This window comes from Pseudooceanicola aestuariicola (genome assembly GCF_045763785.1).
Lineage (GTDB): Bacteria > Pseudomonadota > Alphaproteobacteria > Rhodobacterales > Rhodobacteraceae > Pseudooceanicola.
In genome coordinates this window covers 1469464-1490087 of the sequence record NZ_JBJGSF010000001.1, presented here as the reverse complement: position 1 = coordinate 1490087, position 20624 = coordinate 1469464, and the positions used below count along the sequence as shown (strand labels likewise).

21 protein-coding genes are annotated in these 20624 nt (G+C 61.1%); 6 read left to right on the top strand and 15 right to left on the bottom strand.

Annotation, left to right across the window (positions count from 1 at the left end; genetic code table 11):
* Positions 1-18 precede the first annotated feature (18 nt).
* Both pgl and zwf read right to left on the bottom strand, forming a co-directional pair.
* The gene (gene pgl, locus ACI3GR_RS06870; protein ID WP_407493337.1) at positions 19-690 is read right to left on the bottom strand and encodes a 6-phosphogluconolactonase; all 672 of its coding nucleotides are present in this window, start codon (positions 688-690) and stop codon (positions 19-21) included.
* Positions 687-2141, bottom strand: a complete 1455-nt coding sequence (zwf, locus tag ACI3GR_RS06865) for a glucose-6-phosphate dehydrogenase (RefSeq protein WP_407493336.1) — start codon at positions 2139-2141, stop codon at positions 687-689. The genes pgl and zwf overlap by 4 nt, the downstream gene beginning before the upstream one ends.
* A 166-nt stretch (positions 2142-2307) precedes the next feature.
* Between zwf and ACI3GR_RS06860 the strand changes: the two genes are divergently transcribed.
* Positions 2308-3264: a radical SAM protein gene (locus tag ACI3GR_RS06860; protein ID WP_407493335.1), complete on the top strand. Its 957-nt coding sequence runs from the start codon at positions 2308-2310 to the stop codon at positions 3262-3264.
* Between the two features lie 230 nt (positions 3265-3494).
* Here ACI3GR_RS06860 and ACI3GR_RS06855 read toward each other — a convergent pair whose 3' ends face one another.
* Positions 3495-3764 (bottom strand): usg protein, encoded by a 270-nt coding sequence (locus ACI3GR_RS06855; RefSeq protein WP_407493334.1) that lies wholly within the window; start codon positions 3762-3764, stop codon positions 3495-3497.
* A 193-nt stretch (positions 3765-3957) separates the two neighbouring features.
* Here ACI3GR_RS06855 and gyrA point away from each other — a divergent pair, with 193 nt between their 5' ends.
* The 3 genes from gyrA (at position 3958) to ACI3GR_RS06840 (ending at position 8677) form a co-directional block, all read left to right on the top strand.
* Positions 3958-6720, top strand: coding sequence for a DNA gyrase subunit A (gene gyrA, locus ACI3GR_RS06850; RefSeq protein WP_407493333.1), 2763 nt, complete (start codon positions 3958-3960; stop codon positions 6718-6720).
* The gene (locus ACI3GR_RS06845; RefSeq protein ID WP_407493332.1) at positions 6720-7583 is read left to right on the top strand and encodes a LysR family transcriptional regulator; all 864 of its coding nucleotides are present in this window, start codon (positions 6720-6722) and stop codon (positions 7581-7583) included. The genes gyrA and ACI3GR_RS06845 overlap by 1 nt, the downstream gene beginning before the upstream one ends.
* Positions 7584-7975: 392 nt before the next feature.
* The gene (locus tag ACI3GR_RS06840; protein ID WP_407493331.1) at positions 7976-8677 is read left to right on the top strand and encodes a hypothetical protein; all 702 of its coding nucleotides are present in this window, start codon (positions 7976-7978) and stop codon (positions 8675-8677) included.
* A gap of 6 nt (positions 8678-8683) precedes the next feature.
* Here the strand turns inward: ACI3GR_RS06840 and ACI3GR_RS06835 are convergent, their stop codons facing one another.
* From ACI3GR_RS06835 to ACI3GR_RS06825, 3 genes are all read right to left on the bottom strand, one after another.
* Positions 8684-10159 carry a carboxypeptidase M32 gene (locus ACI3GR_RS06835; RefSeq protein ID WP_407493330.1) on the bottom strand — a complete coding sequence of 492 codons (1476 nt, stop codon included), beginning with the start codon at positions 10157-10159 and terminating at the stop codon, positions 8684-8686.
* A gap of 1 nt (position 10160) precedes the next feature.
* Positions 10161-11294, bottom strand: coding sequence for a heme A synthase (gene ctaA / locus ACI3GR_RS06830; protein ID WP_407493329.1), 1134 nt, complete (start codon positions 11292-11294; stop codon positions 10161-10163).
* Between the two features lie 69 nt (positions 11295-11363).
* A complete protein-coding gene (locus ACI3GR_RS06825) occupies positions 11364-12098 on the bottom strand; it encodes an RNA methyltransferase (protein WP_407493328.1) in 735 nt (244 codons plus the stop codon).
* Between the two features lie 107 nt (positions 12099-12205).
* Here ACI3GR_RS06825 and ACI3GR_RS06820 point away from each other — a divergent pair, with 107 nt between their 5' ends.
* Positions 12206-12826: a thiamine phosphate synthase gene (locus ACI3GR_RS06820; protein WP_407493327.1), complete on the top strand. Its 621-nt coding sequence runs from the start codon at positions 12206-12208 to the stop codon at positions 12824-12826.
* Between the two features lie 17 nt (positions 12827-12843).
* On the opposite strand, the gene olsA is transcribed toward ACI3GR_RS06820, so the two are convergent.
* From olsA to ACI3GR_RS06805, 3 genes are all read right to left on the bottom strand, one after another.
* On the bottom strand, positions 12844-13677 hold the full coding sequence (olsA, locus tag ACI3GR_RS06815; RefSeq protein ID WP_407493326.1) for a lyso-ornithine lipid O-acyltransferase: 834 nt from the start codon (positions 13675-13677) through the stop codon (positions 12844-12846).
* Complete coding sequence (gene olsB / locus ACI3GR_RS06810) at positions 13674-14447, bottom strand: L-ornithine N(alpha)-acyltransferase (RefSeq protein ID WP_407493325.1); 774 nt, start codon at positions 14445-14447, stop codon at positions 13674-13676. Before olsB ends, olsA begins: the two co-directional genes overlap by 4 nt.
* Before the next feature lie 149 nt (positions 14448-14596).
* Entirely contained in the window at positions 14597-14776 is a 180-nt protein-coding gene (locus ACI3GR_RS06805) for a DUF3553 domain-containing protein (protein ID WP_407493324.1), read from the bottom strand.
* Between the two features lie 35 nt (positions 14777-14811).
* Between ACI3GR_RS06805 and ACI3GR_RS06800 the strand changes: the two genes are divergently transcribed.
* Positions 14812-15417, top strand: a complete 606-nt coding sequence (locus tag ACI3GR_RS06800; RefSeq protein ID WP_407493323.1) for a histidine phosphotransferase family protein — start codon at positions 14812-14814, stop codon at positions 15415-15417.
* On the opposite strand, the gene ACI3GR_RS06795 is transcribed toward ACI3GR_RS06800, so the two are convergent.
* From ACI3GR_RS06795 to ACI3GR_RS06770, 6 genes are all read right to left on the bottom strand, one after another.
* Positions 15414-16679, bottom strand: a complete 1266-nt coding sequence (locus ACI3GR_RS06795) for a glutamate-5-semialdehyde dehydrogenase (protein ID WP_407493322.1) — start codon at positions 16677-16679, stop codon at positions 15414-15416. The two genes, ACI3GR_RS06800 and ACI3GR_RS06795, sit on opposite strands and share 4 nt — an antisense overlap.
* Positions 16676-17818, bottom strand: a complete 1143-nt coding sequence (proB, locus tag ACI3GR_RS06790; RefSeq protein WP_407493321.1) for a glutamate 5-kinase — start codon at positions 17816-17818, stop codon at positions 16676-16678. The genes ACI3GR_RS06795 and proB overlap by 4 nt, the downstream gene beginning before the upstream one ends.
* Positions 17806-18846 carry a GTPase ObgE gene (gene obgE / locus ACI3GR_RS06785; protein ID WP_407493320.1) on the bottom strand — a complete coding sequence of 347 codons (1041 nt, stop codon included), beginning with the start codon at positions 18844-18846 and terminating at the stop codon, positions 17806-17808. Before obgE ends, proB begins: the two co-directional genes overlap by 13 nt.
* Before the next feature lie 48 nt (positions 18847-18894).
* A complete protein-coding gene (locus ACI3GR_RS06780) occupies positions 18895-19449 on the bottom strand; it encodes a GNAT family N-acetyltransferase (RefSeq protein ID WP_407493319.1) in 555 nt (184 codons plus the stop codon).
* A 94-nt stretch (positions 19450-19543) separates the two neighbouring features.
* Entirely contained in the window at positions 19544-19813 is a 270-nt protein-coding gene (gene rpmA, locus ACI3GR_RS06775) for a 50S ribosomal protein L27 (RefSeq protein ID WP_407493318.1), read from the bottom strand.
* Positions 19814-19831: 18 nt separating this feature from the next.
* Positions 19832-20482: a 50S ribosomal protein L21 gene (locus ACI3GR_RS06770; protein ID WP_407493317.1), complete on the bottom strand. Its 651-nt coding sequence runs from the start codon at positions 20480-20482 to the stop codon at positions 19832-19834.
* Between the last annotated feature and the right edge of the window lie 142 nt (positions 20483-20624).

Genomic DNA, 20624 nt, shown 5'->3' with positions numbered 1-20624 from the left:
CCGCTCGGGTCGGTGACTTCAGTCGGCGTAATGAACCTGCGCGCCGTCAAGGATCGCGGCGACCGGGGCGTCGATCGGTTGCAGCTTTTGCGCCTTGTGAATGGCGTTTTTCTTCTCGGCTCCGGTGATGACGATATGCGTGTCGATCGCGCCGCGCAGCACGGGGGCCGTCAGGGTGATCCGCGGCTCTGGTGCGCCGGGCGCGCGCATCGGCATCAAGGGTGGCGCGTTGTGGGCCAGCGCGTCGGCCAGCCGATCCGCGCCGGGAAACAGCGACGCGCAATGCATATCCGCCCCCATGCCGATCAGCAGCACGTCGATAGGCAGGTGCGGCTTGAGTCCTTCGGTCAAAGCATCAAGGCTGTCTTCGGGCGCGTCCGTGTCGGCGACCAAGGGGATCAAGGTGGCCGCCGCTGCGGCGTCCTTCAGCAAGGTTCTGCGTAGCAAGGCGGTGTTGGAGCGGTCAGAGCTTTCCGGCACCCACCGTTCGTCTGTCAGCACCACATCGACGCGGTCCCATGGCAGGTGCACTTGGGACAGCGCGTCGAATACCGGGCCGGGGGTGGTGCCGCCGGGCACCGCAAAGGTCACCCGCTCCTTGCCATTAAGGGCCGAGTTCAAGGACGCGGCCAGCACGTCCGACAGGTCCAGAACCAGCATGTCTGTATCGGGATAGGCTTTGAAATTCATGATCTTATCTCCCTCCACTTGCGACCGTCGCGATGCATCAGCATCAGCGCGTCATCCGGCCCCGAGGAGCCGGGATCGTAGGATACGGGCCTGTCGCCGCGGGTTTCCCAGCCTTCGATGATCGGGTCGGTCCAGGCCCAGGCGGCTTCAACCTCGTCCCCGCGCATAAAGAGCGTCTGGTTGCCGCGGATCACGTCCATGATCAGGCGTTCGTAGGCGTCGGGGACGTCTTCGCCGTCGGGGCCAAGCGCATCGGCAAAGGTCATGTCCAAGGGCACATCCACAAGACGCATACCCCCCGGCCCCGGTTCCTTGATCGTGACGTCCAGATCCATGCCTTCGTTGGGCTGCAATCGGATGGTCAGGATGTTGCGGTGGCGGCCTGCCTCTTCTCCGAAGATCGAATGCGGGGTTTCCTTGAAGACCACGGCGATTTCGCTGCTGCGCGCCTTCAGTTTCTTGCCGGTGCGCAGGTAGAACGGCGTCCCGGCCCATCGCCAGTTGGAAATATTGACCCGCAGCGCCACAAAACTTTCCGAGGTCGAGCGCGGGTTTTCCACGTCGGTCGGGTAATCAGGCTTGCCGTCCTTTGCGCCGTATTGACCGCGCACGATGTCGATGGGCTCGACCGGGTCCAAGGCGCGGATAACTTTCAGTTTTTCGTCACGCACGGCGTCTGGATCGAACTTGGCGGGCGGCTCCATCGCGATCAGGCAGAGAAGCTGCATCAGGTGGTTCTGCACCATGTCCCGCATCGCACCAGAGCGGTCGTAATATTCGCCACGGCCCCCCACGCCCACGGTTTCGGCCACGGTGATCTGGATGTGATCGACGTATTGCGAATTCCACAGCGGTTCGAACAGCATGTTGCCAAAACGGACGGCCATCAGGTTCTGGACGGTTTCTTTGCCAAGGTAATGGTCGATCCGGTAGATCTGGCTTTCGTCAAAGTGCTGCGCCAGCGTTGCGTTCAGGTCCTTGGCCGTGTCCAGATCGCGACCAAAGGGCTTTTCGACCACGATGCGGCTGTCGGCATCTGCCATGCCGTGTTTGTGCAGCCGTTCGGCCAGATCGCCGAACAGGCTGGGCGCGACCGAGAAGTAGAAGGCCCGCACGCGGCCGGGGATCATCAGGTTGTGCAGGTCTTCCCAGCCTTCTTCGCCCTTAGCGTCGATATTGACGTAATCGATGCGTTCCAGAAACGCCTCGACCGTGCCCGCCTCGCAGGTGGTGGATGTGTTGAATTCGGCAATCGCCTCGGCCACCATCTGGCGGAATTCGTCGCGGCTGTGTTCGGACCGGGCGGCGCCGATGATGCGGCTGTCATCCTCCATCTGGCCAGAGCAGAACCGTCGGAACAGCGCGGGCAGGATTTTCCGTCGTGCCAGATCACCAGTGCCGCCAAAAACGACAAGGTCAAAGGGATCGACCGGGATGACGCGCGAGACCATGGAGTTTTCCTTTGCCTAGGTTTTATGGGCTTCCCAAGCCCAGTTTGGGCGCTAACATAACGTCGCACCCGCAGATCACAATGGCGATATGACCATACCAGCGGTTTGCCCTGCCCCTGTCCACCCGTTACACGGATCCGGACAACAGATTTGACGCGGAGCCCCCATGAAAGACGAGATCGCCGCCGCCGGTGCTGCCAATTCCGGCAAGTTTATCGACCCGCAGGTGACCGCAGATGGCGACACCCGGGCCAGCGTGGCATTGACCGGGATCCGCACGCTGTGGGTGAATACCGGGACGCTGTGCAATATCGCCTGTTCGCATTGCTACATCGAAAGCTCTCCGACCAATGACGCGCTGGTGTACCTGAGCGCCGAAGAAGTTAGCGCACATCTGGATGCCGTGCTGGCAGCGGGCCATCCCGTTGAAGAGGTTGGATTTACCGGGGGCGAGCCCTTTATGAACCCCGCCTTCCCTGCAATGGTCGAGGATGCGCTGCGCCGTGGTTTGCGCGTGTTGATCCTGACCAATGCGATGAAGCCGATGATGCGGCCCGTGCCGCAAGAGGCGATCCAGCGGTTGAACGCGCTTTATCCCGGCCAGATGGAATTGCGGATTTCCTTGGATCACTACACCGCGTCCGTGCATGATGAAGAACGCGGGCTGGGGTCTTTCCTAAGTTCGCTGACCGGGATGCGCTGGCTGCGGGATATCGGCGTGACGCTAAGCGTGGCGGGGCGAGGATTTACCGGAGAAGACGAGGCATCCCAACGTGCGGGCTATGCCGCGCTGTTTGCCGAGGAAGGGTTTAAGATCGACGCCTATGATCCGGCCCGCTGCGTGATCTTCCCCGAGATGGATATGAACGCGCCCGTGCCCGAGATCACGACGGCCTGCTGGGGTATTCTGAACAAACGGCCCGAAGATCAGATGTGCGCTACGTCCCGGATGCTGGTGAAACGGAAGGGAGAGGCCCCGGCCTATGCCGCCTGCACCCTGCTGCCCTACGACCGCGGATTTGACATGGGGCCAGAGGCGCCAGAGGTCGGTCAGGAAGTCGCGCTGAACCATCCGCATTGCGCCAAGTTCTGCGTATTGGGCGGGGCGAGCTGTTCGGTTTGATTTGGGTCAGAGCCGCATGTCGCAGGGCCGCGGTGCGGCGACCCTGACCAATGGACACCTTGATTTATGGCAGCCGTGGTAGCGCTTGCGCCCGCACGTGCCGCAGGCATCAGCCAATCGCAGTGCCGGGGGGCGGCCCTGCGATGTGCGGCGGGCCTGCGGCCCTTGATTCCGCACGTGTTAGATAATTCGATGTTGGGAAGCAGGGCCTGACGCCCAGCCCTGATCCGCTAATGCAGCGTGAACTCTCCTTTGCAGTTCCGCCATTCTCCGGGCGATATCTGTTTGCGATGGGTGAACCGCACGGAATGCAGCGGGCCTTCGATCTTGTCCTGCCAGAACTCGATGAATTGAAACAGCCGCGGATGGTCCGGGGCCAGATCGTATTCCTGCCAGATGAAAGAGTTCAGGACGCTTTGATAGTCAGGCAATCGATAGAACAATTCCGCCGTCGTCAGACCGTAGCCCTTTAGCATCATTTCCGTCTCGCTCATGCTCATATGTGCACCTCAACACGTTACCGATATGAAAATGATGCGCCGTAAGGATTAAAAATCAACAAAAACAGACTGTTATCCACCTGACCAAATGAGTGCCAAAAGTGCCGCCCGGTGACCATTGCACCCAACAAAAGGTGGGTGCTATAGTCCGCCACAACAATATATAGACGCTGCCAAAGAACAGGCCACATCCGTGACTGATACCCCAGAACCCCCTGAGAATACTGAGGAAAATCCCCGCCCGGCGTATGACGGCCCGACCGTTTCCATCGCCGAGGAGATGAAAGCCTCGTATCTCGACTACGCGATGTCCGTCATCGTGGCCCGTGCGATTCCCGATCTGCGCGACGGCCTAAAACCTGTGCACCGCCGCATCCTTTACGCGATGAATGAGGTCGGCAATACGCATGACAAACCGTATCGTAAGTCCTCGCGCCCGGTTGCGGACACGATGGGTAAGTATCACCCGCATGGTGATTCCGCGATCTATGACGCCTTGGTGCGGATGGCGCAGGATTTCTCCATGTCGCTGCCGCTGCTCGATGGTCAGGGCAACTTCGGCTCTATGGACGGGGATAAGGCCGCGGCCTTCCGTTACACCGAAGTGCGGATGGACAAGGCGGCGAACTACCTGCTGGACGACATCGACAAGGATACTGTCGATTTCGAATTGAACTATGACGGCAAGGACCGCGAACCCACTGTTCTGCCTGCCAAATTCCCCAACATGCTGGTCAACGGCGCGGGCGGGATCGCGGTGGGTATGGCGACGAACATCCCGCCCCATAACCTGGGCGAAGTGGTGGATGCGACGCTGGCGCTGATCGAAAACCCGGATATGTCGATCGAAGATCTGATCGATTATATCCCCGGCCCCGACTTCCCCACCGGCGGTATCATGTTGGGCCGCTCTGGCGCGCGTAAGGCGTATCTGGAAGGCCGCGGATCGGTCATCATACGCTGTAAGCAGCACGTCGAAGAAATCCGCAAAGAACGCTACGCCATTGTTATTGATGAGATTCCTTATCAGGTGAACAAGGCCGCGATGATCGAAAAGATTGCGGAGCAGGTGCGCGAGAAGAAGATCGAAGGCATCGCCCACGTTCAGGACGAATCCGACCGGAACGGTGTGCGCGTGGTGATTGAGCTGAAGCGCGATGCGACGCCTGACGTCGTGTTGAACCAGCTATGGCGGTTCACACCGATGCAGACCTATTTCGGCTGTAACATGCTTGCGCTGAATGGTGGCCGCCCCGAGACACTTACACTGTATGGTTTCCTGTCGGCCTTCGTGTCCTTCCGCGAAGAAGTTGTCGCCCGCCGTACCGCCTTCCTGCTGAACAAGGCCCGTGAACGCAGCCATGTGCTGTGTGGTCTGGCCGTCGCCGTGTCGAACGTGGATGAGGTCGTGGCGACCATCCGTGCGTCCGCCGATGCCGCCGAAGCGCGTGAAAAACTGATGACCCGCCGCTGGCCGGCCGAGGAAATCGCGCCCTTCATTCGCCTGATCGACGACCCGTCGCATACGATGAACGACGATGGCACCTATAACCTGTCCGAAGTGCAGGCCCGCGCCATTCTGGAACTGCGTCTTCAGCGCCTGACCCAGTTGGGCGTCAAAGAAGTCACGGATGAGCTGGAAGAATTGGCGACCAAGATCAAGGAATACCTTGAAATCCTTGGCTCTCGCGACCGGATCATGGGCATCATTTCGGACGAGCTGCGCGAAGTGAAAGACCTCTTCGCCGTGCCGCGTCGGACGGAAATCGTCGACTGGTCTGGCGACATGGACGACGAAGACCTGATCGAACGCGAAGACATGGTCGTGACGATCACGCAGTCCGGCTATATCAAACGCACCCCGCTGGCCGATTACCGTGCGCAGAAACGTGGCGGCAAAGGTCTGTCGGGGATGTCCACCAAGGATGACGACGTGGTGACGTCGCTGTTCGTGGCAAACACCCATACGCAGCTGCTGTTCTTCACGACGGACGGCATGGCCTACAAGCTGAAGACGTGGCGCCTGCCCCTTGGTGGTCGGACGTCCAAAGGTAAGGCTATCGTCAATATCCTGCCGATCCCGACAGGCGTGTCGATTGCGGCGATCATGCCGGTTGACCGCGCCGAAGAGGATTGGGGCGATCTGCAGATCGTGTTCGCCACCAGCGCGGGCACCGTTCGCCGTAACGCCCTGTCGGACTTCACCAACGTGAAATCCAACGGCAAGATCGCCATGAAGTTCGAAGGCGAAAACGAAGGCATGCGCCTGATCAACGCCGCGATCTGTGGGCCCGAAGATGACGTGATGCTGTTCACGCAATCTGGCCGCGCGATCCGGTTCCGGGCGGATGATGTACGGGTGTTCAACTCTCGTGCCTCGACGGGTGTGCGCGGTGTTCGCCTGAACGACAAGGATGAAGTCGCGTCGATGTTCGTGCTGCCGACCTTCCCTGCGGAATCCGATGAACGCGCGTCCTATCTGAAAATGCGCCGCGCCATGGCCGGTGACGTGGAACAGGTATCGGACGAAGACGAGGGCAACGCCGATATGCCCCTGCCCCAGGACCGCTATGCCGAAATGTCGGCGGCGGAAACGATCATCCTGACCATCACGGCGGGTGGCGCTGGCCATATCTCTTCGTCCCACGATTACCCGATCCGGGGCCGTGGCGGCATGGGTGTGACCGCGTGGGAAAAATCCATGCGCACCGGTGAAATCATCGCGGCCTTCCCGGTCGAGATGGATGATCAGGTGATGCTGGCGACGTCCAAGGGCCAGTCGATCCGCGTGCCGGTGGATGGCATTTCCTTCCGTTCGCGCAGTGCGGGCGGTGTGAAGGTGTTCAACACCGGCAAGGGCGAAACCGTCGTTTCTGTCGCGCGCATTGCTGAGCAAAATGAAGAAGATACCGACGGGGCCGAGGCCGCAGAAGGTACGAATACGGATGAAAGCTGATGCTGCGCGGAACGGAAACTCGGATCGATAACTGGGACGACCTGCGATACCTGCTGGCGGTCCATAAAACCGGCAGCATGAGCGCGGCGGCGCGGTTGCTGACCACGAACCCGGCCACGGTATCCCGTCGTCTGGCGCGGCTATCGGAAACGCTTGGGTACGAGCTGTTTCACAAGACGCCCGAAGGCTGGGTCGCCAGCGAAGCCATCGGTGCGCTGATCCAAAGCGTCGGCAGCTTCGAAGGAGAGATCGACAGTTTCCTCAACGCCTCCGACTCGTCAGGCGGAGAGTTGAACGGTGCGATTTCCGTCGGCATGCCCGGGTCGCTGGCCAATGCGGTTCTGCCGCCCTTCATCCCCGATCTGGTCCGACGTCATCCCGGTATCCGACTAAGCCTGCATGCGCAGACCTATCGCGAAACGCTTGGGGAAAATGATCTGATCGTGTCGCCCGTGCGGCCGCAGCAAGGGCGGTTGATCGTCAAGCCGATCGGTAAGGTTCATGCGAATATGTATGCCTTCGAAGACAGCCCCCGTGGCGGCGCCTGGATCAGTTTGCTGCGGGAACATGATCAGCAGATGGCTGTTCAAAACGCGTTCAACATTATGGACGGACGCCCGCCCAGCCTGCGGGTGGAAACGCTGCACGATACGGCCAATGCGATCCGCACGACCCGCCTGCCCGGTCTGACGCTGCGAATCGAAGCAGAACAGACGCCCGGGCTGGAGCGCTACGATCCTTCTGTGCCCGACACGGAAACGCCGCTGTACCTGTGTTACCACGAAACGCGTCGCCACGATCCGCTTTTGCAAGCTGTGATTGAGTGGATTTCCAACGCTTTCGATAAATCCGACACGCTGTAACGCGTCAACCTGACGCTTATCCACATCGCTGTATACAGGATTATTGCGCTTTTGCAGCAACTTGCGGATTCTGTCCACAGGGCTCTTGCGCGCGCAACCTGAACGTGTTCTACCTTTGCGGGAAGAAAGTTACCGCAGCGGTACAGGCCCTATAGCACTACCCGGTATCGTCGCGGAATAAAGTGGGACAACGTCTACCCCGTTTGGGCCCACGATTAACTTGGGTCGGAGGCAACTCCGGCCCAAATTTTTTGCGCATATGCCTGATCGGCGGGCGATAAAACCTATGGCGTAAATGACACATTTTTTGTCGCACGTCAGGGACTTGGGAACCATATGCATTGGCGGTAGGTTTGAAGTTTAACCAGTTTAGCGTTCTGAAAGGACGACCCATGACCCGATTTCCCGCCCGCCTTCTTGCGACTGCTGCCACGGCGGCTTTGCTGACCTCTCCTGCCGTTGCGCAGAACATGCTGGATGGCGATGTCACGTTCGAACTGGGTCACAACGTCGGGAAAAGCCGTAACTTCAAGCATATTGCGACGTCCTTGGGCACGACCTTCGACAACGGCATCGGGATGCAGCTGGACATTAGCGTCGGTAAATACGAAGCGATCAATTCCACGGTGCCAAGCGCCGGGGTGCACGTGTTCTATGCGCCGACCTCTGACTGGGCCGTCGGTGGCTTTGTGCTGGCCGAAGACCTTCGTCCCGGCAACTACGCCTACGCGGGGCTAGAGGCGGCCTATACCACCGGGGATTTCAGTGGTGAGGTCTATGTCGCCTATCGTCATGATTACAATGGCGCTTTCCACGGTGAACGCTATGGGATCGAACTGGCCTATGCGCCGGGGAACTGGAATGGCTTTGGGGTCTTTGGTGGCGCGCATGGCGAAACCGGTCTGCCGGGTGGGACGAAGTCTATCGCCTATGTCGGCGCGGATTATCGGTTCGCGAATAACACCAAACTGGCGCTGACCGTGGGTCGCAACGATCGCCGCGAAACCGTGGCGACCTTGGGCTATACCATCCAGTTCGGCAATGGCGCACGCTTTTCGCGCCGCCACAGCCAAGGTGTGTTTGACGGCTACTAAGGCGCTTTACAGGTCGTAAAGGGCGGTAAACTTCGCCTCGATATACTCTAGCAGAGGCTCCGCTGTCGGGGCCTCTCCACAGGCGCGTTCGATCAGCTCGGCCGGGCGATATAGGCCCCCGTGCTGTTGGACGTTCTCGCGTAGCCACGTCGTGGCGGCGCTGGTGTCGCCCTTGGACAGTTGCGCGTCCAGATCGGGCACGGCCTTGCGCAGCGCCTTGTTCAGACAGCCCGCGTAGACGTTGCCCAGGGAATAGGTCGGGAAGTAGCCGAACAGCCCGATCGACCAGTGTACATCCTGCAAACACCCCAAGGACGCGCGCGGCACGTCATAGCCGAAATCGGCCTTGAACCGATCATTCCACGCGGTTTCCAGATCGGCAGGCTTCAGATCACCGCCCATCAGCGCGCGTTCCAGATCAAAGCGCAGCATGATGTGCAGGTTGTACTGAAGCTCGTCCGATTCAGTCCGGATGAAGTCTTTGCGCACGCGGTTCACGGCGGCGTAAAAGGCATCGGCATCCGCCACGCCGATGTCGCCAAACTGTGCGGTCATCTGGTCGAACATCCAGCCGGTAAAGGCGCGGCTGCGGCCCAGTTGGTTTTCGTAGATGCGGCTTTGGCTTTCGTGCACGCCCATGGACACGCCCTGCCCGAGTGGCGTCAACGCATATGCCGGATCGATGCCCTGTTCATAACAGGCGTGGCCGACTTCGTGGATCGTGGAATAGAAGCAGTTGAAGGGGTCGTTTTCTGCAACACGCGTGGTAATGCGCACATCACTGCCAGAGCCGGAGGAGAACGGGTGGACCGATAGGTCCAGCCGACCACGGTTCAGGTCATAGCCGAAGGTCGTGGCCAGTTGCGTGGTAAAGGCCATCTGCTTGTCGGTGGGAAATGTGCCGGACAGACCATCGGGCGTGGGTTTTTCCAGCACCTTTTCGCGCAGGGCCGTCAGCCGGGGGCGCATTTCGCCGAACATATCCGCCAGTTGGTCGGCTGACATCAGCGGTTCGTAATTGTCGACCAGCGCGTCATAGGGCGTGTTGCCATCGGACAGCGCCTGACCTTCTTCCTGACGCAGGGCGACGACCTTTTCCAACCACGGCAGGAAGGCTTTGAAATCATCCTCGGCCCGCGCGGCGGCCCATTTACCTTGGGAGACAGAGGTCACCCGCGCCAGTTCGGCGGCCAGTTTCGCGGGCACCTTCTGGGTTTTTTCATAGTCGCGGCGGATGTGGCGCAGCATGGCCTGCTGCGCCTCGGTTGCGTCCTCGGACGCGGCTTTGTCCAACCAGTCGCCAATCCGCGGGTCCGTACGGCGGGCGTGCAACACGCTTTGGATCGCGGCGTGTTCCTCGCCCCTCTGATCCGCCGCGCCTTCGGGCATCATGGTTTCCTGATCCCATTCCAGACGGCCCGCGATGGCTGACAGCGCCTCGGTTTCCTTTTGGAATTCCAGTAGGTTGGATAGTGCGGTCATGTCAGCCTCGGACAGATTGGGGGACGGGATAGGCGGCGTGGAAACGCGCGCGCAGGATCAGCACGAAGGTCGCCACAGCCAGCAGTTGGTGGGTCAGCGCGACATGCATCTGGGCGGCTGAGATTACAGTGTAAATCCCCAGCAGCACTTGGCCCGTCAGCGCGACAAATGCCACAAGAAACGCGCCAGAGGTTACGCGATGCGCGGCGCGGCGCGACTTGATCAGCACCATGATCGAAAAGGCGAAGAGCACATAGCCGACCATCCTGTGGATGAACTGCACAAGGCCCGGATTTTCAAGGAAGTTCCGCCAAACTGGTTCCAGCATGAAGGGATCCGGCGGGATGAACTGCCCGCCCATGGTGGGCCAATCGGTATAGCTGCGGCCCGCGTCGATGCCCGCCACCAGCGCGCCGATGAGGATCTGCAAAAAGGCGAAATGCATCCATCCTGTGCCCAAGGAAAACAGCTTGGCCTCGCGCGATCGGCGCGCCTGCATCAGGTCGCGTTCTTCTCGGCCCAGCAGCAGCACGTACCACGCGATGAAGCCAAGGATGATAAAGGCCAGCCCAAGGTGCGTGGCCAGACGATAGGACGCCACATCCAGCATCGTACCCTCAAGCCCGGATGACACCATCCACCAGCCAATCGCGCCCTGAAGGCCACCCAAAGCGCCAATCAGGACAAGGCGTCCGGTCCAGCCGGTCGGAATTTTCCGAAATGCCAGAAATCCAAAGAACCCGATGGCCCAGACCAGACCGATCACGCGGCCCAGTTGGCGATGGCCCCATTCCCACCAGTAGATCGTTTTGAAATCCTCTAGCTGCATCCAGGCGTTCTGCACCTGAAATTCGGGGATTTCCTGATACTTGGCGAATTCGGATTGCCAGTCGGCCTCGCTCATCGGGGGAAGCGCGCCGGTCAGGGGGCGCCATTCGGTGATGGACAGCCCGCTGTCGGTCAGCCGTGTCAGACCGCCCACGGCGATCATCACGACGACCATTGCGAACAGGATCATCAGCCAGACGCGGATCGCCCCGCGCGCGCCGCGTTTGGCGCGGTCGATAGTGCCTGTTGCGATTTCGGGGCGCTGGTCCGTCTGGACCTCTTCGAACAATTTGCGTTTCTCAGCCATGGTCCGCCTCTTGCTAGTCTGCGGGAAAGTAGTCGCCCGCCCCTGCCCCGTCCAGACGGGCTGAGGCGTTTAGTCGCCCCGTTCCTTCCAACGGACCATCTGTCGCAACACACCATGCAGCGTCTGCACGTCCGCCTGCGTCAGCGGCATCCGGGACCACAGGTTGCGCAGGTTCATCTTCATCGTCTCGGCCTTGTGGTTGGGGAAAAAGAACCCGGCATCGCCCAGACGGTCTTCGTAGTGCTGGGACAGCTTTTCCACCTCGACGCCCGTCGCCCACTGGGTGCCTGCCATATCGACGCGTTCCTGAACGATCTCAGCCGTGTGCCGCTGCCATTCATAGGCGCACAGCAACACGCATTGGCCAAGGTTCAGTGACGGAAATTCGGGGTTCACGGGTACGTTGATGATGGTGTTGGCGCGGGTGATGTCGTCATTTTCCAGCCCCGCGCGTTCAGGCCCGAACATCACGGCGACCTTTTCGCCGCGCCCGATCATTTCGGCCGCCATCTGCATTGCGCGTTCGGGGGTCACCACGGGTTTGGTCAAGCCACGGGCGCGCGCCGTGGTGGCAAAGACATGCGTGCGGTCGTGCAGTGCGTCGGCTGTGGTGTCAAACAAACCGGCCTCGTCCAGCAGGCGACCTGCGCCCGATGCCATGGCGACGGCCTTCTGGTTCGGCCAGCCATCGCGGGGCGCGGTGACGCGCATCCGGTCCAGTCCGAAATTCCACATGGCCCGCGCGGCGGCGCCGATGTTTTCGCCCATCTGAGGGCGGACAAGGACAAAGACGGGTTGGGTCATGGCGGCTCCTGCTTTGGGGCGGGTGTTAGCGTCGGCACGTCTTGGGAACAAGTCTTTGCGCGCAAGGGAACATACAGTATACCGCCGGAACTTAACGGAGATTCCCCATGGCCGAGCAAGAGCAGCCGCAAATCTACCTGATCTCGCCCCCCGAATTCGACCTAAGCAGCTTTAGTGAGGCGCTTGGCCGGGTTCTGGATGCGGTCGAGGTCGCCTGCGTGCGTTTGGCCCTGTCGACGCGTGACGAGAGCGAGATCGCCCGCGCCTGCGACACCCTGCGCGAGGTCTGCCATCAGCGCGACGTTGCCATCGTGATCGACAACCACATCCTGCTGGCTGAACGGCATGGCATGGACGGGGTGCACCTGACGGATGGGGCGCGGTCCGTGCGTAAGGCGCGCAAACAGCTTGGCGCGGATGCGATCGTGGGCGCGTTCTGCGGCACCTCTCGCCATGATGGCATGTCGGCCGGCGAAGCGGGCGTGGATTACGTCAGCTTTGGTCCCGTGGGCGAAACCGCATTGGCGGATGGAGAACGCGCCGAGGCCGAGACCTTTGACTGGTGGTCGCAGATGATCGAAATCCCGGTCGTGGCCGAAGGCGGCCTGACGGTAGATCTGGTCAAGCAATTGGGTCCGATGACGGATTTCTTTGGCGTAGGCACCGAGATCTGGAAAACCGACGATCCCGCGCAGGCGTTGAAAGACCTGCTGGCCGCGCTCGACTGATCCCCAGTCGATAATCTTTAGTCGATAATCTGGCGTTCCGGCGGCATCGCGCTGCGCACGATGTCTTCGCTGGCTTTGGCCAGTGCCTTGCGATCGGGGAAATCCGACACGTTCATCGGCGGGTGATAGACCACCTCGACCGATCCTTGCGGCATCTGCCCGATCACGCGGACCAGATGCCACGCGAACTCCATCTCTCCCCACCAGCCGTAGAACGTCGGCTCTTTGCCCTTGGGCGCGTGGTAGATCACCGTGACGGGCTGAATCTTCAGCGTGTCGCGCAGTTCGGGGGCGTAAAAGGCGGAAAACAGCGTGGTCTTGAAGGGCAGCACGCGGACTGCGTCGGTTGAGGTTCCTTCGGGGAAAAACAACAGCTTATGCCCGATGGTCAGACGGTCGCTTAGCACCTGTTGCTGCTGCTTGGCCTCGGCGCGGACGCGGTTGATAAATATCGTGCCGGTGGCGCGGGCCAGAATGCCGATGCCGGGCCAGCCGCGCACCTCGGCCTTGGACACGTAATAGACGCGCTTGGCGGCGTGCAGGGTGAAAATATCGCTCCACGAGGCGTGATTGGCGACGATGGCGCCGTGATCGTCCATAGGCTTGCCGGTGATCTTCAGCCCGATCCCGGTGATGACAAAGAACATCCGGCAGACGAATTGCGTCAGATAGGGCGTGAAGGGGCGGTGCATCCCGTAAATCGCGCGTTCGGGATAGCGCAGGATGACCAGCAAAAGAAGGCAGATCACGATGATCGAGGCAAAGGGGATCGCGCGCAGGGCAAAGATCACCTTGGTGCGCAGGCCAAGCGGCGGCATCGGCGCGTCGGCCTTGTCGGGATCCCAGGTCATTTTCCGCCCTTGTAGATGCGCGCCTGCGTGTCGGTGATCCGCGCGGTGTCGAGGATCAGGAACACGTCGGTCGTGTTGAACGCATGATCGATATAAGCGCCGTCCCCGACGTAGCCGCCCAGACGCAGATACCCTTTGATCAGCGCGGGCACGTTGCGCATGGCGGCAACGCGGTCCAGCTGATCCTCGGCGATCAGGTCCATAGGCTGATAGGCGTCGGGCTGGGTGCGGACGCGGATATCTGCGGGGGCCAGATGGCGGTGATGTAGCAACGATAGCGACGGGGCCAGTGTGTCGATATCCGTGCCGTGGAACGACGCGGTGCCGAACAGCAGGTCGATCCCCCGCTCGGCCACATAGTCCGACAGGGCTTGCCACATCAGCATCATGCCAACGCCGCCGCGATAGTCGGGGTGCAGGCACGACCGGCCCAATTCCAGCAATTTGCGGCCTGACTTACGCAGTAAGCTTAGGTCATACTCATGGTCGGAATAAAAGCTGCCCGCCTGTGCCGCGCCCTCTTCGCTGAGCAGTCGGTAGACGCCAACCACCTGATCCCGAACGCTTTCCCCGCGCTGTGTGTCCAGCAGCAACAGGTGGTCGAAATAGGGGTCAAAGCGGTCGGCCTCGATCTGCAGGTCGTGGTCCACCATCTCTCCGTCACCGCCAAGTTCCTGCACGAAAACGCGATAACGCAGATGTTGGGCGGCCTGAACCTCTGCCGGATCGCGGGCAAGGCGCACCACAAAATCAGGAGAGGTATCGGGCATGAAATCGTAGGTCCTGTCAGGCTTTGAGGGGGTTTAGGGGCCCAAAGGCCCAAGCGCAATCCCGCTTGTCCTCTGGGTCTTCAGGCTTTGTTAACCTTTATGAAAGGATTTGTATGACATAGAGCGGCGATAACTTGGTTAATCGCCCGCTACTCGAAATGCGGGATCAAGGAGACGCGCGTGCCATCAATGACCACTTTGCCCGCCTCGGGAAAGTTCACCGTGACGCGTCCACCGATGTTGGATTGCACCTGTCCGATGCCCCAGTCGGGTTCATTGGGATGGCTGACGCGCATTCCGGGTTCCAGTAGCGAATTCAACTCTGTCATCTATAGCCTCGCTGATTGTGCCGAAGGATACCACCATGTCGGATGAAACCCAAAGGCTTGCGGCCCTCGTTGGATCGCGGATTTGCCATGACCTGATCTCTCCTGTCGGGGCGATCCAGAATGGCGTCGAACTTTTGGCGATGGAGGGTCGCGCTGGTCCTGAAATGGCGCTGATCGAGGATAGCGTCAAGAACGCCTCGGCCCGGATCCGGTATATGCGCGTGGCGTTCGGTCTGGCCGGGGTTGCGCAGCCAATCTCTCGGGCCGAGGTGATGGGCACGCTGGCCGACATGAGCCGCGCGGGTCGTGTGCGATACGATTGGACGCTGGATAAGGATTGTCTGCGGGCCGATGCGCAGCAGGTGTTTCTGGCGATGATGTGCCTGGAATCCGCGATGCCGCGCGGTGGAACAATCGTGGCCCGCGGCATCGATGATGGCTGGGCGATCACCGGGCCTGCCGAAATGGATCGCCCCAACGCCGAGATGTGGGGGCTATTGCAGGGTCAGGCAGAGGCTGACCCCCTGCCCGCCCATGTGCAATATGCGATGCTGCCGCTGGTGTTGAAGACGCACCAACGGCATCTGACGGTCACCCCGGGTGACACGTCCGTCACCCTGAGGATCACGCCAAATGGTTAAGCGCGTGTCGCGCCGTTGCCGCTGACCAGATATTTAAAGCTGGTCAGCTGTTCCGCGCCCACGGGGCCACGCGCGTGCATCTTGCCCGTTGCGATGCCGATTTCCGCGCCCATGCCGAATTCACCGCCATCGGCAAACTGGGTCGAGGCGTTGTGCATCAGGATCGCGCTATCCAGCCGTTCAAAGAAGTAATCGGCGGCTTTCTGGTCAGACGTAATGATTGCGTCGGTGTGGTTGGACCCATAGGTGCGGATGTGGTCGATCGCCTCGTCCACGCCATCGACCAGCTTGGCCGCGCAGATCATATCAAGGAATTCCTTGCCGTAATCATCCGCCCTGGCCGGGATCACACCGTCAAGCTTGGACAATTCCTTATCGCCACGCACTTCGACCCCTGCCGCGACCAGTGCGTCGGTCAGGATGGATCCGTGCTGCGTGTAGAAGCGCCAGTCGATCAGCAGGCATTCCAGCGATCCGCAGATGCCGGTGCGCCGGGTTTTGGCGTTCAGGACGATTTCCACCGCCATCGCCGGATCCGCCGTGGCACCGACATAGGTGTGGCAGATGCCTTCGAGGTGGGCAAAGACGGGCACGCGGGCTTCGCGTTGCACCAGACCCACCAGACCTTTGCCGCCACGCGGGACGATCACGTCGATATGGTCGGTCATGGTCAGCATTTCCTGCACCGCCGCGCGGTCGCGCGTGGGCACCAGCTGGATCGCCGCTTCGGGCAGACCCGCCTGTTTCAGGCCGGTAACCAGACATTCGTGGATCGCGGCCGAGCTGTGGAAGCTTTCCGAGCCGCCGCGCAGGATCACCGCGTTGCCGGATTTCAGGCACAGCGCGCCCGCGTCCGCCGTCACGTTCGGGCGGCTTTCATAGATCACGCCGATGACGCCAAGCGGCGTGCGAACCCGGCGGATGTTCAGGCCGGTGGGCATATCCCATTCGGCAATCGTATCGCCCACGGGATCGCGTTGATCGGCCACGGTGCGCAGACCATCGACGATGCCCCGGATGCGGTCTTCGTCCAGCATCAGGCGGTCCATCATGGCCTTCGACAGGCCTTTGTTTTCGCCGTAAACAAGGTCTTCGGCGTTTTCGGCGATGATCTTGTCCCGGTTCTGCCAAACGGCATCGGCCGCCCCGATCAGGGCCGCGTGCTTGCGGTCTGGGGAAGCGAAGGCCAGGTCTGCTGCGGCCTTGCGGGCGTTGTCGCCCAATTGGCGCATGACGTCGGGGATATTCTCCAAGTCCTTCATATCGCTTCCTTTCTGTCGTTGGAGGCCAGCACGGCCAGATCATCGCGGTGCACCAATGCGGCACGCCCCGAATAGCCCAGCAGCTGTTCAATTTCGGCCGAGCGGTGGCCTGCGATCAGGGTCGCCTCGTCCGAAGTATACCGTGTAAGTCCCTGAGCGAGAACCTCGCCCTCGGGGCCCGTCAATTCCACCGGATCGCCGCGTCCGAAATGCCCGTGCACGGCGCGAACGCCTGCGGGCAATAGCGATTTCCCCTGCTGCAGTGCACGCACGGCCCCTGCGTCCAGAACCAGACGGCCCTGCGGTTTCATTGAGCTGATCCAGCCCTTGCGCGCGGCACGGGGGTCACCCTTGGCGGTGAACCACGTGGCATTGGCGCCGTTTTCCAGCGCGGTGATCGGGTTCATCGGCGACCCGAGCGTGATTGCCATGGCGCAGCCCGCCGCTGTGGCGGTTTTCGCGGCCATCACCTTGGTCTTCATCCCGCCCTTGGACAGGCCCGACCCGGCGTCACCTGCCATCGCCTCAATCTCGGCCGTGATCTGGACCACCTGGTCCAGCCGTTTGGCGGATGGGTCGGTGTTGGGGTTCGCGGTGTAAAGGCCATCGACATCCGACAGCAGCACCAACCGGTCAGCGCCAACCGTCACGGCGACCTGAGCCGCCAGACGGTCATTGTCGCCATAGCGGATTTCGTCCGTGGCCACCGTGTCATTTTCGTTCACGATCGGCACAACCCCATAGGACAAAAGGGTTTCCAGCGTCGCCCGAGAGTTCAGGTAGCGGCGGCGGTCTGCGCTGTCTTCCAGCGTGACCAGCACCTGCCCCACCTTGATCTGATGCCGCCCAAGAGCCTGCGTATATGCCGCGGCCAGACCGATCTGGCCCGTGGCCGCCGCCGCCTGCGCCTGTTCCAAGGCCAGCACGCCAAGGCCCAGCCCCAGCACGCCGCGCCCCAAAGCGATAGAGCCTGACGAGACTAGCACAACGTCCACGCCACGCCCCCGCAGGTCCGCCACGTCGTCGGCCAAGCTTTGCAACCAGTCCGCGCGCAGGGATCCGGTGTCCCGGTCCACCAACAGGGCCGATCCGATCTTGATCACCACGCGTCGAGCATCTTTCAGGCTTAGGGCTGCCAAGGCTCTTCCTCACCCTCGTCCTGCACCTTCTGGCGCAGCCGGTCTTCGCTGATCTCGGCTCGCAGCGCGCGCAGCACGTCGGTGACACCTTCGCCGGATGCGCCGGACATCAGCATGACAGGGCCGCCGACGGCCTCTTCCAGAAACTCGCGCTGCATGTCGCGCAATTCGTCATCAAGGCTGTCGATTTTGTTCAGAACGGTGACGCGCGGCTTGTCGGCCAGATCACCGCCATAGGCCTCAAGCTCTTGAATAATGGTGCGATATTCTTCGGCCACATCGTCAGACGTGCCGTCGATCAGATGCAGCAGGACTGAACAGCGTTCGACATGGCCCAGAAACAGATCACCCAGTCCCCGCCCTTCGGAGGCACCTTCGATCAGGCCGGGGATATCGGCCACGACGAATTCCGCCCCGTCCACACCGACGACGCCCAGATTGGGATGCAGCGTGGTGAAGGGGTAATCCGCGATCTTGGGCCGCGCATTGGACGTCGCCGCCAAGAACGTCGATTTGCCCGCGTTCGGCAGACCCAGCAGGCCCGCATCCGCGATCAGCTTGAGCCGCAGCCAGATGGTGCGTTCGACGGCTTCTTGGCCGGGGTTCGCCCGGCGCGGCGCCTGATTGGTCGAGGTTTTGAAATGCGCGTTGCCAAAGCCGCCGTTGCCGCCCCGCGCCAGCACGACGCGCTGGCCCAGTTCGGTCATGTCGGCGATGACGGTTTCGCCGTCTTCTTCCAACAGTTCGGTGCCGACAGGCACGCGCAGGATGATATCGTCGCCATCGGCGCCGGTCTTCATCCGGCCCTGACCGCCGCGACCGTTTTGCGCAAAGAAATGCTGCTGGTAGCGGAAATCGATCAGCGTGTTGAGGCCTTCGACCGCTTCGGCGATCACATCACCGCCGCGTCCGCCGTTGCCGCCATCGGGCCCGCCGAATTCGATATACTTCTCGCGTCGGAAGGAAACGGCACCGTTGCCGCCCGCTCCGGACCGGATATAGACCTTGGCGAGGTCGAGGAACTTCATCTTTGTTCTCCTGCCGCTAAGGTCGCTTAACTCAAGCTGTCCGGCGGCTCAATTCAGTTTACGGATATAGGTCCAGGTTGCGACCTTGGCGTTGCGCGCCACCGAGTATGTTTCGGCGTCGCCCACATAGGCGAACCCGGCATTGGTCAGGACACGGGCCGAGGCGTGGTTGTCCTGAAAACACGAGGCAAAGATCGTGTCGTTCTGCAGTGGGTTGGCCGTGATCAGCGCCTGCACCGCAGCCGAGGCCGTGCCGGTGTTCCACCACGCTGGTGCGACCCAGTACCCGATTTCAGACTGCGATGGCCCACCGTTTGGCCCCATTTCCATCCGTTCGAGGGAAATGATGCCTTTGAGTTCCGCCCCACCATTGGCCGAGGCGTCCATCGCCCAGATCATTTCCAGATCCGGGTTCGTCATGGCGCGGTTCACGAAGGCTTCGGTCGTACCGGGCGGCAAAGGGTGTGGGATCGACGTGGTCATCCGCGCCACCCGTTCGTCCGAGCCGTACATTTCGATCAGCCCCGCGTCCGACCGACGTACGGGACGCAGAACCAGACCGTCGGCCTGAATTTCCGGAACGTGGTTAAAGAGGTCGTCCATACCAAAGCTCCTCCTCAGAAGTACCCCTTAACGAAAAAGGGGACCGGAGTGTTCCCGATCCCCTTCCTGATGTCTCATCAGCCTTAAGATCGGCTTACTCTGCGGCCTCCACCGCTGGCAGAACCGAAATAAAGGTACGGCCTTTCAGGCCCTTGTGGAACTTCACATTGCCTTCGACGGTCGCGAAAATGGTGTGGTCCTTGCCCAGGCCTACGCCCTCGCCCGGCCACCACTTGGTGCCGCGCTGACGGCAAAGGATATTGCCGGGGATGACGGCTTCGCCACCGAATTTCTTGATGCCCAGGCGACGTCCGACTGAGTCGCGTCCGTTACGGGATGAACCGCCAGCTTTTTTATGTGCCATATCGTTCTCTCCTTAGCCTTAGGCCAGTTCTTTAGCCTGTTCGATCCACTCGGGCTTCACTTTGACGGCGTCAAAGTTTTCCGCGTCGACCGCTGCCAGCTGGGCGTAGGTGAACACGCCAGCTTCGTTCAGTTTCTTCTGAGCCGCCGGGCCGATGCCGGTGATGGCGGTCAAGTCCTGAGCTGCTTCGCTGTCGTTGTTCGCTTGCGCGTCCAGCGTTGCGGCTTCGGACTTGTTGGTCGTCTTGATGGCGGCACCAGCGGTCTTGCCGGGGGTCGCCTTGTCGGCCTTGCCGGCCGGAGCACCGGAAACGGAGCCCGCACCGATGGCAGCCTTCACGCCGGATTTGCCTGCGCCGTTGGCCAGAATGTCGGTCACGCGCAGCAGCGTCAGTTGCTGGCGGTGGCCCTTCTTGCGCTGCGACGAGTGCTTACGACGACGCTTGACGTAGTGGATCAGCTTGTCGCCCTTGATCTGGTCAACGACTTCGGCCTGAACGCCGGCGTCTTCGATCAGGGGGGCACCAACGACCAGATCGTCGCCGCCCAGCATCAACACTTCGTTGAATTGAACTTTTTCGCCAGCATCAGCCGCCAGCTTTTCCACGCGGAGCAAATCGCCAGATTTAACGCGATACTGCTTACCGCCGGTCTTGAGGACCGCAAACATGTGCATCTTCCTTATCTACCGCGTCCTCTGGCCCCTTTTCAGGCGTTTCCGGGTTGCCCCGCCGTCGAACTGCGCGCCCTTGTCCGGGCGAATTACAAATTTCCCGCGCGGGCCAAAGACCTGCCGGGATGCGGGCAGATAC

Bases quoted from the DNA above. Each gene is read 5' to 3' on its own strand.
- pgl (WP_407493337.1), bottom strand. From the start codon at position 690: ATGAATTTCAAAGCCTATCCCGATACAGACATGCTGGTTCTGGACCTG.
- zwf (WP_407493336.1), bottom strand. From the start codon at position 2,141: ATGGTCTCGCGCGTCATCCCGGTCGATCCCTTTGACCTTGTCGTTTTT.
- ACI3GR_RS06860 (WP_407493335.1), top strand. From the start codon at position 2,308: ATGAAAGACGAGATCGCCGCCGCCGGTGCTGCCAATTCCGGCAAGTTT.
- ACI3GR_RS06855 (WP_407493334.1), bottom strand. From the start codon at position 3,764: ATGAGCATGAGCGAGACGGAAATGATGCTAAAGGGCTACGGTCTGACG.
- ACI3GR_RS06845 (WP_407493332.1), top strand. From the start codon at position 6,720: ATGCTGCGCGGAACGGAAACTCGGATCGATAACTGGGACGACCTGCGA.
- ACI3GR_RS06840 (WP_407493331.1), top strand. From the start codon at position 7,976: ATGACCCGATTTCCCGCCCGCCTTCTTGCGACTGCTGCCACGGCGGCT.
- ACI3GR_RS06835 (WP_407493330.1), bottom strand. From the start codon at position 10,159: ATGACCGCACTATCCAACCTACTGGAATTCCAAAAGGAAACCGAGGCG.
- ctaA (WP_407493329.1), bottom strand. From the start codon at position 11,294: ATGGCTGAGAAACGCAAATTGTTCGAAGAGGTCCAGACGGACCAGCGC.
- ACI3GR_RS06825 (WP_407493328.1), bottom strand. From the start codon at position 12,098: ATGACCCAACCCGTCTTTGTCCTTGTCCGCCCTCAGATGGGCGAAAAC.
- ACI3GR_RS06820 (WP_407493327.1), top strand. From the start codon at position 12,206: ATGGCCGAGCAAGAGCAGCCGCAAATCTACCTGATCTCGCCCCCCGAA.
- olsA (WP_407493326.1), bottom strand. From the start codon at position 13,677: ATGACCTGGGATCCCGACAAGGCCGACGCGCCGATGCCGCCGCTTGGC.
- olsB (WP_407493325.1), bottom strand. From the start codon at position 14,447: ATGCCCGATACCTCTCCTGATTTTGTGGTGCGCCTTGCCCGCGATCCG.
- ACI3GR_RS06805 (WP_407493324.1), bottom strand. From the start codon at position 14,776: ATGACAGAGTTGAATTCGCTACTGGAACCCGGAATGCGCGTCAGCCAT.
- ACI3GR_RS06800 (WP_407493323.1), top strand. From the start codon at position 14,812: ATGTCGGATGAAACCCAAAGGCTTGCGGCCCTCGTTGGATCGCGGATT.
- ACI3GR_RS06795 (WP_407493322.1), bottom strand. From the start codon at position 16,679: ATGAAGGACTTGGAGAATATCCCCGACGTCATGCGCCAATTGGGCGAC.
- obgE (WP_407493320.1), bottom strand. From the start codon at position 18,846: ATGAAGTTCCTCGACCTCGCCAAGGTCTATATCCGGTCCGGAGCGGGC.
- ACI3GR_RS06780 (WP_407493319.1), bottom strand. From the start codon at position 19,449: ATGGACGACCTCTTTAACCACGTTCCGGAAATTCAGGCCGACGGTCTG.
- rpmA (WP_407493318.1), bottom strand. From the start codon at position 19,813: ATGGCACATAAAAAAGCTGGCGGTTCATCCCGTAACGGACGCGACTCA.
- ACI3GR_RS06770 (WP_407493317.1), bottom strand. From the start codon at position 20,482: ATGTTTGCGGTCCTCAAGACCGGCGGTAAGCAGTATCGCGTTAAATCT.